This window comes from Agrobacterium sp. 22-226-1, from assembly GCF_053522345.1.
This window is the reverse complement of sequence record NZ_JBNWCP010000001.1, coordinates 284,338-297,841: the sequence shown is the minus strand read 5'-3', so window position 1 is coordinate 297,841 and position 13,504 is coordinate 284,338. Positions and strand designations below refer to the sequence as shown.

13 protein-coding genes are annotated in these 13,504 nt (G+C 60.3%); 2 read left to right on the top strand and 11 right to left on the bottom strand.

Annotation, left to right across the window (positions count from 1 at the left end; genetic code table 11):
• Nucleotides 1-9: 9 nt before the first annotated feature.
• The 3 genes from truA to def are packed head-to-tail and all read right to left on the bottom strand — an operon-like array spanning nucleotide 10 to nucleotide 2,306.
• The gene (gene truA / locus ACQZ5K_RS01485) at nucleotides 10-813 is read right to left on the bottom strand and encodes a tRNA pseudouridine(38-40) synthase TruA (RefSeq protein WP_448739462.1); all 804 of its coding nucleotides are present in this window, start codon (nucleotides 811-813) and stop codon (nucleotides 10-12) included.
• Complete coding sequence (gene fmt, locus ACQZ5K_RS01480; RefSeq protein ID WP_448739461.1) at nucleotides 813-1,748, bottom strand: methionyl-tRNA formyltransferase; 936 nt, start codon at nucleotides 1,746-1,748, stop codon at nucleotides 813-815. The genes truA and fmt overlap by 1 nt, the downstream gene beginning before the upstream one ends.
• A 45-nt stretch (nucleotides 1,749-1,793) precedes the next feature.
• Nucleotides 1,794-2,306: a peptide deformylase gene (def, locus tag ACQZ5K_RS01475; protein WP_448737225.1), complete on the bottom strand. Its 513-nt coding sequence runs from the start codon at nucleotides 2,304-2,306 to the stop codon at nucleotides 1,794-1,796.
• A 148-nt stretch (nucleotides 2,307-2,454) separates the two neighbouring features.
• Between def and ACQZ5K_RS01470 the strand changes: the two genes are divergently transcribed.
• Entirely contained in the window at nucleotides 2,455-3,648 is a 1,194-nt protein-coding gene (locus ACQZ5K_RS01470; protein ID WP_448739460.1) for a DNA recombination protein RmuC, read from the top strand.
• Between the two features lie 53 nt (nucleotides 3,649-3,701).
• Complete coding sequence (locus tag ACQZ5K_RS01465; RefSeq protein WP_448739459.1) at nucleotides 3,702-4,601, top strand: ribokinase; 900 nt, start codon at nucleotides 3,702-3,704, stop codon at nucleotides 4,599-4,601.
• Between the two features lie 12 nt (nucleotides 4,602-4,613).
• On the opposite strand, the gene trmB is transcribed toward ACQZ5K_RS01465, so the two are convergent.
• The 8 genes from trmB to miaB all read right to left on the bottom strand — a co-directional run bounded on the left by trmB (nucleotide 4,614) and on the right by miaB (nucleotide 13,475).
• Complete coding sequence (trmB, locus tag ACQZ5K_RS01460) at nucleotides 4,614-5,312, bottom strand: tRNA (guanosine(46)-N7)-methyltransferase TrmB (RefSeq protein WP_448739458.1); 699 nt, start codon at nucleotides 5,310-5,312, stop codon at nucleotides 4,614-4,616.
• Nucleotides 5,313-5,479: 167 nt separating this feature from the next.
• The gene (metK, locus tag ACQZ5K_RS01455; protein WP_003520054.1) at nucleotides 5,480-6,742 is read right to left on the bottom strand and encodes a methionine adenosyltransferase; all 1,263 of its coding nucleotides are present in this window, start codon (nucleotides 6,740-6,742) and stop codon (nucleotides 5,480-5,482) included.
• A gap of 190 nt (nucleotides 6,743-6,932) precedes the next feature.
• The gene (locus ACQZ5K_RS01450; protein ID WP_003520055.1) at nucleotides 6,933-7,352 is read right to left on the bottom strand and encodes a helix-turn-helix domain-containing protein; all 420 of its coding nucleotides are present in this window, start codon (nucleotides 7,350-7,352) and stop codon (nucleotides 6,933-6,935) included.
• Between the two features lie 133 nt (nucleotides 7,353-7,485).
• The gene (lnt, locus tag ACQZ5K_RS01445; RefSeq protein ID WP_448739457.1) at nucleotides 7,486-9,075 is read right to left on the bottom strand and encodes an apolipoprotein N-acyltransferase; all 1,590 of its coding nucleotides are present in this window, start codon (nucleotides 9,073-9,075) and stop codon (nucleotides 7,486-7,488) included.
• A 222-nt stretch (nucleotides 9,076-9,297) separates the two neighbouring features.
• Entirely contained in the window at nucleotides 9,298-10,443 is a 1,146-nt protein-coding gene (locus ACQZ5K_RS01440; protein ID WP_448737220.1) for a hemolysin family protein, read from the bottom strand.
• Between the two features lie 15 nt (nucleotides 10,444-10,458).
• Nucleotides 10,459-10,965 carry an rRNA maturation RNase YbeY gene (gene ybeY, locus ACQZ5K_RS01435; protein WP_448739456.1) on the bottom strand — a complete coding sequence of 169 codons (507 nt, stop codon included), beginning with the start codon at nucleotides 10,963-10,965 and terminating at the stop codon, nucleotides 10,459-10,461.
• A gap of 10 nt (nucleotides 10,966-10,975) precedes the next feature.
• Entirely contained in the window at nucleotides 10,976-12,031 is a 1,056-nt protein-coding gene (locus ACQZ5K_RS01430) for a PhoH family protein (protein WP_020812441.1), read from the bottom strand.
• A gap of 40 nt (nucleotides 12,032-12,071) precedes the next feature.
• Nucleotides 12,072-13,475 (bottom strand): tRNA (N6-isopentenyl adenosine(37)-C2)-methylthiotransferase MiaB, encoded by a 1,404-nt coding sequence (miaB, locus tag ACQZ5K_RS01425; protein WP_448739455.1) that lies wholly within the window; start codon nucleotides 13,473-13,475, stop codon nucleotides 12,072-12,074.
• Between the last annotated feature and the right edge of the window lie 29 nt (nucleotides 13,476-13,504).

The following is a 13,504-nucleotide window of genomic DNA, read 5'->3' as shown; positions in this document are numbered from 1 at the left end:
TTTTAGCGGTCAGTCCGCGTCCTCAGCCATATCGGTTTCAGGGTACCTGCGACGCGGCGGAATGACGTCGGGATAATCGACCTGCATGAAATAGAGACCGTCCGGCGGCGCGACAGGGCCGCAGGCCTTGCGATCCCGCGCCTCCAGCGCGGCACGCACATCCTCCGGCGTCATCGTGCCTTCGCCCGCCAGTTTCAGCGTACCCGCGAAAGAGCGTATCTGGTTATGCAGGAAGCTCTGCGCGGTCGCACGGATTTCGATGAGATCGCCGGTGCGCGTCACATCCAGCCGGTCGAGCGTGCGCACCGGGCTGTTCGCCTGACAATGCACGGAGCGGAAGGTCGTGAAATCATGCCGGCCGACAAGCATCTGGGCGGCTTCATGCATGCGCTCATGGTCCATGTCCTTCGACACCCACCATGCCCGCTTGTGCTCCAGCGCCAGCCGGGCCTTGCGGCAGATGATGCGGTAAAGGTAGTGCCGACGAAGGGCGGAAAACCGGGCATCGAAATCCTCGGTCACGGAAGTGGCATCGAGGACGGCCACGGCTTCACCCGCCATGGCGAGATGCGCATTGAGCGCGTTACGAAGCTTGTACGGCTCCCAGTCTCGGGAAAGATCGACGTGGACGACCTGCCCGACGGCATGCACGCCGGAATCGGTGCGGCCGGCGCCGCGAATGGAGACGCTCTCTCCCGTCAACGAGCGAACCGCAGCCTCCAGCGCACCCTGAACCGAGGGGCCGTTATCCTGTCTCTGCCAGCCATAATAAGGCGTGCCGTCGTATTCGACGGTCATGCGGAAACGTGGCATCAGCCGAGCCTCGTTGTGGTCGGAACCGGTGTGCCGCGCACGAAATCGGCCGCCGACATCGGCTTGCCGCCCGCCTTCTGCAGACGGGTGAGCCGCACGGCGCCGCTGCCGCAGGCAATGGTAAGGGCGTCATCGAGCGCCGCGCCCGCTTCTCCCATGCCGCTTGCCAGTTCGGAGGCCAGAACCTTCACGCGCTCCGCCTTGCCACCGATGTCCATTTCCAGCCATGCGCCGGGAAACGGCGAAAGGCCGCGAATGTGATTATGCACATCCTGCGCCGGCCTCGAAAAATCGATGCGGGTCTCGCCCTTGTCGATCTTCGCGGCATAGAGCACGCCTTCTTCCGCCTGCGTGACAAGCGGCAGGCCGCCGGATTCCAGCTTGTCCATAGCCTGCCGCATCAGCCGCGCGCCGGCCAGCATCAGGCTGTCATGCAATTCTCCGGCGGTCATGTTCTCATCGATCGCGACCTTGGCGGTCAGCGCGACGGGGCCGGTATCGAGCCCCTTTTCCATTTTCATGACCATCATGCCGGTCTCGGCATCGCCGGCCATGATGGCCCGCTGGATGGGGGCAGCGCCGCGCCAGCGCGGCAGCAGCGAGGCGTGGCCGTTATAACAGCCAAGGCGCGTGCCGCTGAGGATCGCTTCCGGCAGCAGCAGACCGTAAGCCACGACGACCGCGACATCGGCATTGAAATCCCGGAACTGCTGTCGGTCTTCCTCTGCCTTGAAGTTCACCGGCGTCAGCACGGGCAGGCCCAACAGTTCGGCGGCCTGATGCACCGGGGACTTCTGCAGATCGAGGCCACGACGGCCGCCGGGACGCGGCGGCTGGGTGTAGACCGCAAGGATCTCGTGGCCGGCCTCCACCAGTGCACGCAGGGTGGGAACGGAAAATTCCGGCGTACCCATAAAAATGATGCGAAGAGCCATCGTCGCCCCCTGCCCTGTCATCCATTCCGGTCCAGAGAGGACGGATCAGATCTTTGCGCGGGCCGCTTTCGTGAATTTCTTGATGACCATGTCGCGCTTCAGCCGCGAAATATGGTCGATGAAGAGAACGCCGTTCAGGTGATCGATCTCATGCTGCAGGCAGGTGGCGAGCAGGCCATCCGCCTCGACCGTCTGCTGCCTGCCGTCACGGCCGACATATTGCACCGTGAGCGACGCGGGACGCTCCACCTCGGCGTAATAATCGGGGATGGAGAGGCAGCCTTCCTCATAGGTCGAGACATCGTCCGACACCTTGAGGATTTCCGGATTGATGAAGACGATCGGGGTCTTTTCCTCGCCTTCACGCGCAACGTCGATCACCAGCATGCGGCGCGCCACGCCTATCTGAATGGCGGCGAGGCCGATACCCGGCGCATCATACATGGTTTCCAGCATGTCGTCGGCAAGACGCAGCACCTCGGCATCCACCTTTTCGATGGGCTTCGATTGCTGGCGCAGCACGGGATCGGGCAAAATGATAAGCGGTTTGATGGTCATGGCTTCCCATAACGTATCTCTTGCGCGGAGGAAATAAAAAACACGAGGTTCAAACCGCCTCCGGCATCCGCCCCGCCCGACTCATTTCCGCCGCAGGAATGTTCTTGTTTTGATCTTCCGAATCACAAGAAACCTGCTAGATTTAATCATGAGCATAGATTTCTCCGTTCTCCTCGATCCCGCGTTACGGGCCGGCTCCGTCGACATCAGCTTCGGCGCGCTGCTCGCGGCTCTGGTTTTCGGTCTGGTAACCATCTGGCTGGTGACGGCGAGCCGTGGGAAAAAAGCGGGAGCCGACGGTGAAATCTCCGACCTCCTCAAAACACAGTCCGAACTGCATGGCCGTATCGCCGCCATGGCGGAAACGCTCGGTACCCGCCAGACCGAGATGAGCCAGACGCTGAACCAGCGCCTCGACGGCATGTCGCAACGCCTTGGCGAAACACTGACGGAGCAGACCCGGTCGACGCATGAGAATCTGAGCCGCCTGCAGGAGCGCCTCGCGGTCATCGACGCCGCGCAGGGCAATATTCAGGATCTGGCAAAGGACGTCGTCGGGCTTCAGGCCATCCTTTCCAACAAGCAGACGCGCGGCGCCTTCGGACAGGCCCGCATGGAGACGCTGATTGCCGATGCGCTTCCGGCCGGGGCCTTCCAGTTGCAGCCGACACTTTCGAACGGTTACCGGCCGGACTGCACCATCAAGATGCCCAACAATGCCCCGCCGCTCGTCATCGACGCCAAGTTTCCGCTGGAGGCGTGGAACGCCATCAAGGCGGACGAAACACCCGAAACCAAACGCGCCGCCGTGCAGCAGTTCCGCCGCGATATGGAAGTGCATATTCGCGACGTGGCCGAGAAATACCTCATCCGCGGCGAGACGCAGGATACGGCCTTCATCTTCGTGCCGTCCGAATCGATCTTCGCCGATATCCACCAGCACTTCGAATATCTGGTGCAGCGCGCTCACCGCGCCCGTGTCGTCATCGTTTCGCCGTCGCTTCTGATGCTGTCGGTACAGGTCATCCAGTCCGTGCTCAAGGATCAGCGCATGCGCGAGCAGGCACATCTCATCCAGGGTGAAGTGGCATTGCTCATGGACGATGTGCGGCGGCTGGACGACCGGACGCGCAAGCTGCAGGCCCATTTTGGATTGGCCCAAAAAGATATCGACATGATGCTGATCTCCTCCGACAAGGTGCTGGCGCGCGGCCAGAAAATCGAAGGTCTCGATTTTTCACCGACGGAAAAAGAGACTTCGCATGGGGAAATCGAGCAGGCCCGACGCTTTGCCGAGAACAGGGCGGGAACGGCAAAGTTGCGGGTGGTTGACGACGAGTGATCCGCTCGGGCAAAGTCGCCGCCTTGCTTGAATTCTATACGGATACGCCCTCCATGATTACTGTTTTCGGCTCCATCAACATGGACCTCGTCGCCACCGCCAAACGCCTGCCCAAGCCCGGTGAAACCGTGACGGGCGAGACCTTCTCCACGGCCGCCGGCGGCAAGGGAGCCAACCAGGCGCTGGCCGCACGGCGTGCGGGCGCCACGGTCAAGATGGCAGGGGCTGCGGGCGATGACACCTTTGCCGCACCGGCGCTGACATTGCTGCGCGACGCCGGCACCGATCTCTCACTGGTGAAGACCACGCCCGGCCCTACGGGGACGGCAGTGATCCTTATCGGCGAAGGCGGGGAAAACATGATCTCGGTCATTCCCGCCGCCAACGGCGAAGTCTCCGCATCCGACGCCGCGAAAGCCCTGGCGGAAATGTCGGCGGGCGATATTTTGATGCTGCAGTTCGAGATACCCGCGTCCGCTATCGAAGCGGCGCTGATGGCTGCGAAGGCAAAGCGCGTCACCACCGTCATCAATACCGCGCCACTGACCGCCGATGGGCCGCGCCTTGCGGGCCTTGCCGATATCGTCATCGCCAACGAAACCGAGTTCGAATTGTTGCTCGGAAAGAACGGACTTTCCGGTTCTGAGCGGGAAAACGAACTGAAAGCCCTGCATGACAGGACCGGCCAGACATTGATCGTGACGCTTGGCGCCGATGGTGTGATCGCCATGCGCAACGGCAAGGTTTTCCGGGCTTCCGGCCTCAAGATCGAGCCGGTCGATACGGTCGGTGCGGGCGATACCTTCTGCGGTTATCTTGCCGCGAGCCTCGATCAGGGAATGGATTTCGAGAAGGCGCTGAAGCGCGCCGCCGTCGCAGGTTCGCTCGCCTGCACCCGCGCCGGCGCCCAGCCTTCCATTCCGCTTGCAGCGGAAGTGGATGCGGCCCTCTGAGGGATCAGCCGCTCAATGGCGAATGAAGGTGAGATAGGCCGAGCTGCGGCCTTCTCTTTTCGCCTTGTTCTCATAACGCGTGCCCGGCCAGTTGGCGTAGGGCGTGCGCCAGTCATCGGCGCTCGTCGCCGTCCATTCGAAGCCGCCATGGCGGGCGCAATGCTGCAGCGTCCAGTTGACGTAGGTATCGATATCGGAAGCGAAGCAGAACTTTCCGCCGGGTTTCAGCACACGATGGAAGCGGGCAAGGTTGACGTCTGAAACGAACCGACGCTTCCAGTGCTTCTTCTTCGGCCACGGGTCAGGATAGAGAAGGTCGATATGATCGATCGATCCCTCGGGCAGCCAGTCCAGCAATTGCGTCGCATCATCGTCGTAGAGGCGGATATTCATCAACTCGCGTTCGCGCACGGCGGCGAGCAGCTTGGCCATGGAATTGACGAAGGGTTCCACGCCGATGAAACCCATCTCCGGGTTTTCAACCGCGCGGTGGGCGAGATGCTCGCCGCCGCCGAAACCGATCTCCAGACGGATCGATCGCACATCCGCGGGAAAAAGAGCGGCGAGATTTTGCGGCGGGGTGCTTTCCAGATCGATTTTCAGCAAAGGCAACAGGTTCTCGATTGTATCGACCTGCTGATTGCGCAGGGGCTTGCCCTTGCGTCTGCCAAAAAAAGCTTCCGTCGCGCGCGAACGCCGTTCTTCCGTCATCTCATACTCTCAAGAACAAATAGACTTAACCCGCACAGCGCCACATGAGGCACTGTGCGGGTTACAAAGTTGGTGACGGTATCTCTCAATCGCCGCCAAATGACAAGGGCGATATCCCCTGCACATATTCCCGGACGTAAAGCCGCTGTGGCCTTACTGGAAATGCCTCAGGCGCTCAAAGCTTCCTTGAGCGGCTTTACCAGATCGAGCTTCTCCCAGGAGAAGGAGCCGTCACGGCCGGCCTTGCGGCCGAAATGGCCGTAGGAAGACGTCTTGGCGTAGATCGGCTTGTTGAGATCGAGATGACGGCGAATACCCGACGGCGACAGATCCATTACCTTACGGATCGCGGCCTCGACCTGATCTTCGCTGACCTTGCCGGTGCCATGCAGATCGACATAGATCGACAGCGGCTGGGCGATGCCGATTGCGTAGGAAATCTGGATCGTGCAGCGCTCGGCAAGACCGGCAGCCACGACGTTCTTGGCGAGATAACGGGCGGCATAGGCGGCGGAACGGTCGACCTTGGTCGTGTCCTTGCCGGAGAATGCACCGCCGCCATGGGGCGCAGCGCCGCCATAGGTGTCGACGATGATCTTGCGACCCGTCAGGCCGGCGTCACCATCAGGACCGCCGATGACGAACTTGCCGGTCGGGTTGATGTACCACTGGCAATCGTCAGCGATCTTCAGGTCGCCCAGAGCTTCGCGGATATAGGGCTCGACAACGGCGCGAACCTTCTTCGAATCCCAGCTTGCATCGAGATGCTGCGTGGACAGAACGATGGATACGGCTTCCGCCGCCTTGCCGTCGACGTAACGAACCGTGACCTGGCTCTTGGCGTCGGGGCCGAGCTTTGCCGCTTCGCCTTCGCCGCTTTTACGGGCGGTGGCGAGCAGCTGCAGGATACGGTGGGAATAATAGATCGGAGCCGGCATGAGGTCCGGCGTTTCCTTGCAGGCGTAACCGAACATGATGCCCTGGTCGCCGGCGCCCTCGTCGCCCTGCTTGTCGGAGGCGTTGTCCACGCCCTGCGCGATGTCAGCAGACTGCGGATGCAGGAGAACGTCGATCTTGGCGGTCTTCCAGTGGAAACCATCCTGCTCGTAGCCGATGTCGCGGATCGCCTTGCGGGCGGCGGACTTGAACTTCGACGGGTTGATGACCGGATGGCCAGCGGCGTCCTTGAGGACCTTGCCGTCCTTGTCCTTCTTCAGAAGCGTATCGGGAACCCGAACCTCACCGGCGATAACGACGCGGTTGGTTGTCGCAAGCGTTTCGCAGGCAATGCGCACGGTCCAGGGATCAACGCCCGTCTTGGACGCTTCACGATAGATGAGATCCACAATTTCATCGGAAATACGATCACAAACCTTGTCCGGATGACCCTCGGCCACGGACTCGCTGGTGAACAGATAATTGGCACGCATGCGGGATTCCCCTCAAAGAACGGTCTTGGAGTTTGTTAGTCATTTCGGCCGTGAAAAACAAGGACACAACCACATAAATATATCTTTATGTGAGAATTCCTTTCTAATCTGGCACAAAAAAACGGTCCTTGCGGACCGTTGAGTGCCCGGCATCCCGTGCCGGAAATTTTCTGCGTCACGCGGGCTGCGCTTACTCGGCGTCACCTTCGGCGGCGAGCGCCTTGACGAGATCGACGAGACGGCGGCGAACCTTCGGGTCGGCGATCTTCACGAAGGCGCGGTTCAGCTGCAGACCTTCAGCCGAGGACAGAAAGTCGACCACATAGTTGGAGCTCGACGCCTCCGCCATGCCGGGTGTGCCGCCAGCCTGATCGCCGGGTGCATCTTCGAAGAAAAAGGAAACGGGCACATTGAGGATCGCGGAAATATTCTGGAGGCGGCTGGCGCCAACGCGGTTCGTGCCTTTTTCATACTTCTGGATTTGCTGAAAGGTAATTCCGAGACTTTCACCCAGCTTCTCCTGGCTCATTCCGAGCATGGTTCTGCGAAGGCGAATTCGGCTTCCGACATGAATGTCGATGGGGTTAGGCTTTTTCTTATTCTCGGTCATCATGCGGTCCTGACACTCGGAAAGGGTTGATATCTCGCTTCGCTACTATTCGAAGAAATGAGTCGGCAATTCGACAGCGTCTAAACTTGTTTTACGACTGACGTATTCACTATGCAATTACAGGGGGTCCCGGTCAATTCTGGCGCCGAGCGAAACTCAAGGCGGGAAATACCGCAACGATCATCAAGATAGAAAAAATCAACCAGAAATACGTCCGATGTGTGTCGTAAGTAAATGCGTCGTTTGACCCACCACTCAAAGTGGCGTCAACAATTCCCACCCGACCGTAATCGAGTCCCGCAATAATGCGGCCATAGGGGTCTATGACAGCGGAAATTCCGGTATTGGCACCGCGAATCACCGGCACGCCCGTCTCAACGGCCCGGACTCTCGCCTGCAGAAAATGCTGATAGGGGCCGGGCGTATCGCCAAACCAGCCATCATTGGTCACATTCAGGATGGCGGCCGAGCCGGCCAGCCCCGGCGTCATCTCACCCGGGAAAATGATCTCGTAACAGATGAGAGGATAGAAGGTCTTGCCCGAAGGAAGCGTGAGCGGCGTGCGCGATGAGGCGGCGGAAAAGCCCCCCGGCAGGGCGATGACATTGTCGATGCCGAATTCCCGCAGGATGCCTTCAAAGGGGACATATTCGCCAAAGGGGGTCAGATGCACCTTGTCGGTCGCGCCGATGATCTCGCCCTGGCTGTCGATCGCATAGACCGAATTGTAATAACGCGGCGGGCGGCCGGCTCCCTGATCTTCCATTCTGACGGCGCCGGTGAACAGCACCTGCCCATCCTCCAGGGTTTTGGCGATTTCCGCCAGAGCATCCGGGTTTTGCGTCAGAATGAACGGCACGGAGGTTTCCGGCCAGACGATGATATCAGGGCGCTTTTTTCCTTCGCCGGGCGGCAGCGCAGAGAGCCGCAGATGCTCGCCAAAAATCTCCGCCCTGTCCGCGTTCAGCATCTTGCGTGACTGATCGATGGACGGCTGCACGATCCGAACGGTCAGTGCGTCTGCGGGCACCTCCGCCGGCGCCTGGAGACGGTAGAAGCCATAACCGAAATGACCGGCCAGCAGCAGGCCCGCCACAACGAGACCCGGCCACATGCCTTTTTTCGTGCCTATCAGCGCGGGCGAGGCGAAGATGAAAACCGCAAGCGTCGTCACGCTGAAAAGACCAAGCAGATGTGCCGACTGCATCATGATCGGGATGGGCATGATGCCGTAGCCGATGGCGTTCCAGGGAAAGCCGGTGGCCAGGAAGCTGCGCAGCCATTCCGAAAAGCCGAACGCGGCAGCAAGTGCAGCGATACGGCCGAGGCCCTCCGACCAGAGGAGATTGGCTGCGGCAACCGCAAAACCGTAAAACAACGCCAGAAAAGCAGGAAGACCAAGAATGGCGAGCGGCAGCGCCCAGGCGAATTCATCGGCTTCCAGCAGGAGAGCATTGCCGAGCCACCACAGGCCCGCGACGAAATAACCGAGCCCGAAACACCAGCCGATGCCGAAGGCCGGCAGGATGCGGCTGAAGAGGCCGCCGCCCGGCTTTCCGGTGCAGCCATCCACGAGCCAGACAAGCAGAGTGAAAGTCAAAAATAGCGCCGCGAAAAAGCCGAATGGAGGCAAAGCGAGCGCCCCGACCGCACCTGCGGCAATCGCCATAACTGCGCGGCTCATGCCGCCGGCCAGCATTACCCTGCCTGCAAGACGCTCCATGCCATCTCCGTTTATGCGCGTCCGGAAAAGCCCGCCGCCGACAAGGCCGCGCCACGGAATTTCCCCTCAGACCCGACGTAAAGGAAAAAAGATTCGCAGTCCACAGGAGGCATGGCGACCGAGGCGCCATGTGTTCTTTTCGACGCCGAACACGGGCATTCATACCTGTCGGATTGACATGTCGAAAGGTGGAAGCGACGGAGAAAACCCCGTCACCCTTTCTTAATCGGCGTTGTGCTGGTGCGTGATAAGGCGGACATCCGGCGCAGGCAGCGCAATCACCTCATTGGCGCCCGCTTCGCCCGGAGCGCGATCATCCTCACCTTCAGAGCCGTGATCACGGACGATACGAACGCCCTTGATGCGCCTGCTATCCGCATCGAGGATCTGGAACTCGAAACCGGGCACGGCCCGGACCACCTCGCCCTTGGCCGGAATGCGGCCGAGCGCGAAGAAGATGAGACCGCCGAGCGTATCGATTTCCTCCAGATGTTCACGCACATCGAATTCCGGCCCGATCGCCTCGGCAAGTTCGGTGAGTTCCGCGCGTGCATCCGCGACAAGCACATCGGCGGAAAGACGGGAGAACATCGCCTCGTCCTTGTCGTGCTCGTCATCGATGTCACCCACGACCATCTCGACGATATCCTCGTGGCTGACGAGACCGTCGGTGCCGCCATATTCATCGATCACCAGCGCAAGCTGGGTTCTCTGGGCCTGCATCGTCTTCAAGAGGTCGGAGGCCAGCATGGAGGGCGGTGCGAAAAGAATTTTGCGCACCAACCCGGCAGCGGCGACCGTCTGCTCCAGATCGACACGTGCCAGGTCGAAATTCGGCCGCGGTGAACGCGGCGCCTTCACCTCACCGTAAGCGACGCTTCGCGAACCGGCCCGGCGTTTGTTGCGGGCCTGCTTGGCGACATAGGCCAGCAGATCGCGAATGTGGATCATGCCCTTCGGATTATCCAGCGTCTCGTCATAGACCGGCATGCGGGAACGCCCGGTTTCCTCGAAGAGGATCAGCGCATCGCCGATCGTCATATTTTCATCGAGACCGTCGATGTCCACACGGGGGATCATGATATCTTCGACCCTAACCTCGCGGAAACGCAGGATATTGTTGAGCATCGCCCGTTCTTCGGGCGAAAAGGCCGCACCGATTTCGGTGTCGTCCATCAGCGCGTCGGTCAAATCCTCGCGCAGGCGCTCGCCCTGTGACGGTTTCAGCAACCGCGCGATGCGCGACCAGATCGTCGATCTCGGCTTTGCAGTGAAGTCTTGACGTAAGTGACTACTGCCCTCCTCCGAAGAGGACTGCTCGCCGTTTTCTCTGCCCTCATTGGCAGGTCGTGCAGAATGTTCGTTCATGGCTCCAGACAATATTTAAAGCGGTTCCTGACCCGCGTAAGGATCAGATAGGCCAAGCACCGCCAAAATGCGAGTCTCAAGCGACTCCATTTCTTCCGCTTCTTCCTCGTCCATGTGGTCGTAACCGAACAAATGCAGGAACCCATGGACGAGCAGATGGGTCAGATGATCCCCGAAACTCTTCTCAAGTTCAAGGGCCTCGCGTTCAACCGTCTCGCGCGCGATGACGATATCGCCCAGCATGGGGCCCGGCATTCCGCCCGGCTCCAGCGAAAAAGCGGGGAAAGACAGGACATTGGTTGCCTTGTCCTTGTCGCGCCACTCGGCGTTGATTTCGCGAATATTTTCGTCGTCGGTGAAGACCAGCGACAGTTCCACCGGCATTTTCGGGAAGGGTTGGTCCTCTTCCCGCTTCAGGAAATCGACCGCCACATCCAGCACCCTGGTGGCAAAGGCAGCCAAGTCCTCTTCCGAGGACCAGCCTTCGGCCTCGACGCTGATTTGAATATCCAGAGCTGTCATTGCCTTTACGTCAGCTGCCCTTCACGAGGCTTTCATCCGGCACAGCCGTGTGGGATTCGTAAGCCCGGACGATGCGCGCCACCATTGGATGACGAACGACATCGACATCCTTGAAGCGCACGACGGACACGCCTTCGACATCGCCAAGGATTTGCAGGGCCTCGACAAGACCGGATTTCACGCCGCGCGGCAAATCCACCTGGCTCGGGTCGCCGGTCACGATCATGCGGCCGTTCTCGCCAAGGCGGGTCAGGAACATCTTCATCTGCATGGTCGTGGTATTCTGGGCTTCGTCCAGAATGACGGCGGCGTTGGCCAGCGTGCGGCCGCGCATGAAGGCCAGCGGTGCGATTTCGATGACGCCCGCCTGAATGGCGCGTTCCACCTTGTCACCCGGCATCATGTCATAAAGCGCGTCATAAAGCGGGCGCAGATAAGGATCGACCTTTTCCTTCATGTCGCCGGGCAGGAAGCCCAGGCGTTCACCCGCTTCGACGGCGGGGCGCGACAGGATGATGCGGTCAACCGCGCCGCGCTCCAGAAGCTGCGCCGCATGAGCGACGGCCAGATAGGTCTTGCCGGTACCGGCCGGGCCGACACCGAAAACCAGTTCGGATTGCTCCAGTGCCCGCATATAGACGTCCTGTGTCGGCGTGCGGGCAGCGATGGTCTTCTTGCGGGTGGAAATCTGCGCCATGGAAATCTTCGCCTTGCGTTCCATCGTCGGCAAGGTCAGCTGGTCGTCCGCAGCCATGGCCATGCGGATCGCGCCTTCGACATCGGAGACCTCGGCGGTTCCGCCCTTGAGCAGCCGTTCATAAAGGAAATCCAGCGCCCGACGGGCCTGATTGGTGGCAACGACATCGCCGGTGATGGCAACGGAATTGCCGCGCGGGCGAGCGTCGATATTGAGGCGCTGTTCCAGAAGCTTCAGGTTCTGATCGAACTGACCGAATAGCTCTCCCGCTATCCTGTTATTCTCGAACGTGAGGACGAAGTGATTGGCGTCGGTCGCGGCTTGGCGTGGCTGGCGCGATGAATTTGATACCAATTCGTGTGCGTTCAAGCGGTCAGGCTCCTGTCCCAATCAGTGTCGGCTCCTCACTCTAACTCCCTGCCACCTCGGCAAACAAGCTGTTTGGACCCGTTGCGGTGATTCGTACATTAACAATGTCACCGATTTTCAAAGTCTTTGCATCAAGATTCACGGATTGCAGCCATGGAGAGCGACCTATCAACTGCTCAGGCATGCGGCCGGGCTTTTCCAGCAGCACATCCATGGTTTTTCCAACCAGCGATTCCGCAAATTCCTTCTGCTGCCGCAGCAACAGGGCCTGCAATCTTTCCAGTCGCTCGGCCTTCACCTCTTCCGCAACCTGATCCGTGAGATCGGCTCCCGGCGTGCCGGGGCGGGTGGAATATTTGAACGAAAAGGCCTGCGCATATTTCACCGTCTCGACCATCGCCATCGTATCTTCGAAATCGCGATCCGTCTCACCGGGGAAACCGACAATAAAGTCTCCCGACATGGCGATATCAGGGCGGGCGGCGCGGATTTTTTCGATAAGCTGGATATATTCCTCACCCGTATGGCGACGGTTCATCGCTTTCAGAATGCGGTCCGAACCGGACTGCACCGGCAGATGCAGATAGGGCATCAGGAGGCGCAGATCGCGATGCGCGCCGATCAGGCGATCATCCATGTCGCGGGGGTGGCTGGTGGTATAACGCAGCCGCGCAAGGCCGGGAATTTCCGCCAGCCGGTAAAGCAGTTCGGCAAGACCCCATTTTTCGCCCTTCGGGCCTTCGCCCTGCCAGGCATTGACGTTCTGGCCGAGCAGCGTGATCTCGCGCACACCGGCATCCACCAGCTTCATCGCCTCATCGACGATCTGGCGCACGGGGCGGGAGACTTCCGAACCGCGCGTATAGGGCACGACACAGAAGGTACAGAACTTGTCGCAGCCTTCCTGCACCGTCAGAAACGCCGTCACGCCGCGCGTGCGCAGCGTCGCCTTTTCGGCCACGGGCAGATGCTCGAACTTGTCCTCAACCGCATATTCGGTCTCGATGACACGCTCGCCGCCGCGCACCCGCTTCAGGGCGTCCGGCAGGCGATGATAGGTCTGCGGGCCGATGACGACATCGACGGCGGGCGCACGGCGAAGGATTTCCTCGCCTTCCGCCTGCGCAACGCATCCGGCAACGCCAATCATGAATTCGCGACCCTGCTCTTCGCGCGATTTTTTCATGTCGCGCAGGCGGCCGAGCGCCGAATAGACCTTTTCAGCCGCCTTTTCGCGGATATGACAGGTGTTCAGCAGAACCAGATCCGCCTCGCCCATATCCTCCGTCTGAACATAGCCGTCCTTCGCCAGCGCATCGCTCATACGGACGGAATCGTAGACGTTCATCTGACAGCCGTAGGTCTTGATGAAGACCTTCCGGCTGTTAGAGCCCTCGCGGGCGATCATGGGTGGGGCGTCAAGGCCAAGCGTTTCCTGGGTCATGGCGGCTATCTAGTGTTTTTCACGGCCAG

Excerpts from the sequence above, each read along its gene's own strand:
- trmB (WP_448739458.1), bottom strand. The coding sequence starts at position 5,312 with ATGACGGAAGAACGGCGTTCGCGCGCGACGGAAGCTTTTTTTGGCAGA.
- ACQZ5K_RS01470 (WP_448739460.1), top strand. The coding sequence starts at position 2,455 with ATGAGCATAGATTTCTCCGTTCTCCTCGATCCCGCGTTACGGGCCGGC.
- def (WP_448737225.1), bottom strand. The coding sequence starts at position 2,306 with ATGACCATCAAACCGCTTATCATTTTGCCCGATCCCGTGCTGCGCCAG.
- truA (WP_448739462.1), bottom strand. The coding sequence starts at position 813 with ATGCCACGTTTCCGCATGACCGTCGAATACGACGGCACGCCTTATTAT.
- fmt (WP_448739461.1), bottom strand. The coding sequence starts at position 1,748 with ATGGCTCTTCGCATCATTTTTATGGGTACGCCGGAATTTTCCGTTCCC.
- ACQZ5K_RS01450 (WP_003520055.1), bottom strand. The coding sequence starts at position 7,352 with ATGACCGAGAATAAGAAAAAGCCTAACCCCATCGACATTCATGTCGGA.
- metK (WP_003520054.1), bottom strand. The coding sequence starts at position 6,742 with ATGCGTGCCAATTATCTGTTCACCAGCGAGTCCGTGGCCGAGGGTCAT.
- lnt (WP_448739457.1), bottom strand. The coding sequence starts at position 9,075 with ATGGAGCGTCTTGCAGGCAGGGTAATGCTGGCCGGCGGCATGAGCCGC.
- ybeY (WP_448739456.1), bottom strand. The coding sequence starts at position 10,965 with ATGACAGCTCTGGATATTCAAATCAGCGTCGAGGCCGAAGGCTGGTCC.
- ACQZ5K_RS01465 (WP_448739459.1), top strand. The coding sequence starts at position 3,702 with ATGATTACTGTTTTCGGCTCCATCAACATGGACCTCGTCGCCACCGCC.
- ACQZ5K_RS01440 (WP_448737220.1), bottom strand. The coding sequence starts at position 10,443 with ATGAACGAACATTCTGCACGACCTGCCAATGAGGGCAGAGAAAACGGC.
- miaB (WP_448739455.1), bottom strand. The coding sequence starts at position 13,475 with ATGACCCAGGAAACGCTTGGCCTTGACGCCCCACCCATGATCGCCCGC.